Annotated in this window: 3 protein-coding genes; 2 read left to right on the plus strand and 1 reads right to left on the minus strand. The window is 65.9% G+C overall.

Features of this window, described 5'->3' with window-relative positions:
* The coding region (locus IV091_RS12380) for a LysR family transcriptional regulator (RefSeq protein ID WP_293469141.1) at positions 1–227 on the minus strand (227 nt) is incomplete at its 3' end.
* 132 nt (positions 228–359) lie between these two features.
* Here IV091_RS12380 and IV091_RS12385 point away from each other — a divergent pair.
* The gene (locus IV091_RS12385; protein ID WP_293469143.1) at positions 360–1,340 is read left to right on the plus strand and encodes a tripartite tricarboxylate transporter substrate binding protein; all 981 of its coding nucleotides are present in this window, start codon (positions 360–362) and stop codon (positions 1,338–1,340) included.
* Between the two features lie 19 nt (positions 1,341–1,359).
* Positions 1,360–2,029: amidohydrolase (locus IV091_RS12390; RefSeq protein WP_293469145.1), on the plus strand; the 670-nt coding region annotated here is incomplete at its 3' end.

The following is a 2,029-nucleotide window of genomic DNA, read 5'->3' on the forward strand; positions in this document are numbered from 1 at the left end:
GCCGCCTCGAACACCATGCGCCGGGCGCGCACCGCCACGGCCTGGCCCAGCGGCGTGAGCTCATTGCGCTTTCCCGTGCGGTCGATCAGGCGCGCGCCCAGGTCATCTTCCAGGGTCTGGATGCTGCGGCTCAGGGCCGACTGGGTGAGGTGCTGCTGCTCGGCGGCGCGGCTGAAAGAGCCAGTGTCGGCCACGGCCAGCAGGTGTTCCAGGTGTCGGAGGTTCATGATGGATGATCGCCACGCAGTGAATGAGTTAAATGAATAGTAATCAGAAAAATAATGCATTGGACACATTTATTCGGACTCCCTAGCATCCATGACGCGCATCACTACATACCTATTCCAAGGAGACATCCCATGAACGCATTCAAGACATTCAGCGCCCTGCTGGCCGGCCTGCTGCTGGCCACCGGCGTCGCCCTCGCCCAGACCTACCCGACCAAACCGGTCAACCTGATGGTGCCCTACCCGGCGGGCGGCCCATCCGATTCGATCGCGCGCATCTTCACCGTGCCGCTGGGCAAGGAGCTGGGCCAGTCGGTCATCGTGGAAAACCTGGGCGGCGTCAGCGGCGCGCTGGCTGCGCAGAAAGTGCTGGCGGCGCCCGCCGACGGCTATTACCTGTTCCAGGGTTCGCCCAACGAGGTGATCCTGTCGGCGCTGGCCAATGCGGCTGTCAAATTCAAGGCAGAGGACTTCCGTCTCGTCCACCCGGTGGCCGAAGCGGTGATGGTGTTCGTCGTGCGCAAGGACTTGCCGGTCAGCAATGTCGACGAACTGATCGCGCTGGCGCGCAAGTCGCGCGACAAGCCGCTGACCTACGGCAGCGTGGGCATCGGCTCGCTGTACCACCTGATCCTCGAAAACGTGCAGCAAGTCACCGGCGTCACCCTGACGCACGCGCCCTACAAGGGCAATGCGCCCTTGCTGCAGGACATCGGCGGCGGGCAGGTCGACTTCGCCGTGCTGGTGTACAGCGCCGGCATGGGCGCGCTGGCCGAGCAGGGCCGGCTCAAGGTGATCGGCCAGCTCGGCGCGCAGCGGTCCGAGTTGCTGAAGAACGTTCCGACCGCCAGCGAAGGCAAGGAGCTGAAGAATTTCTCGTACAAGATCTGGAGCGGCCTGATGGTGCCCAGGAACACGCCTGAACCCGTGGTGCAGCGGCTGCACAAGGCCATCGGCGCATCGCTGCAGGACCCTTCGGTGCGCTCGCAACTGGCCGCGCAAACGCAGCTGGCATCCCCGCCGATGTCGCTGGCCGAGTCAAGCAAGTTCTTCGAGGCCGAGACCACGCGCTATCGCGCCATCGCCAAGTCGATCAACCTGCAGCCGCAGTGAACCGCATTGAGACTTGCCCATGCACACGCTTCTTGAAGAACTTCACGCGCAAGCCGATGCGTTCATCAGCCTGCGGCACGACATCCACCGCCATCCAGAACTGGCGTTCGACGAGCACCGCACCTCGGCCCTGGTGGCCGAGAAACTGCAAGGCTGGGGCTACGCGGTCGAGCGCGGCCTGGGCGGCACCGGCGTGGTGGGGCGGCTGGTGCGCGGCAGCGGCCAGCGCCAGCTCGGGTTGCGTGCCGACATGGACGCCTTGCCGATTCACGAGGCCACCGGCCTGCCGCACGCCAGTTGCCACGAGGGCGTGATGCACGCCTGCGGCCATGACGGCCACACGGCCATGCTGCTGGCCGCCGCCCAGCACCTCGCACAGCAGGGGGACTTCTCCGGCACGCTGAACCTGATCTTCCAGCCGGCCGAAGAAGGCGGCGGCGGCGCTCTGCGCATGATGGACGACGGCCTGTTTGAAAAATACCCCTGCGACGCGATCTTCGCCATGCACAACATGCCCGGCGTGCCGCAGGGCCGGCTGGTGCTGCGCGAAGGCGCGGCCATGGCGTCTTCGGACTACGCAACCGTCACGCTGACCGGCGTGGGTGGCCATGGCGCCATGCCGCACCGCGCGGTTGACCCCGTCGTGGCGGCCGCCAGCATCGTGATGGCGCTGCAGACCATCGTCTCGC

Source organism: Polaromonas sp. (assembly GCF_018780625.1).
In the GTDB taxonomy this organism is placed as follows: Bacteria; Pseudomonadota; Gammaproteobacteria; order Burkholderiales; family Burkholderiaceae_C; genus Polaromonas.

What these genes read in the sequence shown, in the direction of transcription:
- IV091_RS12385 (WP_293469143.1), top strand. Translation starts at nt 360, where the DNA reads ATGAACGCATTCAAGACATTCAGCGCCCTGCTGGCCGGCCTGCTGCTG.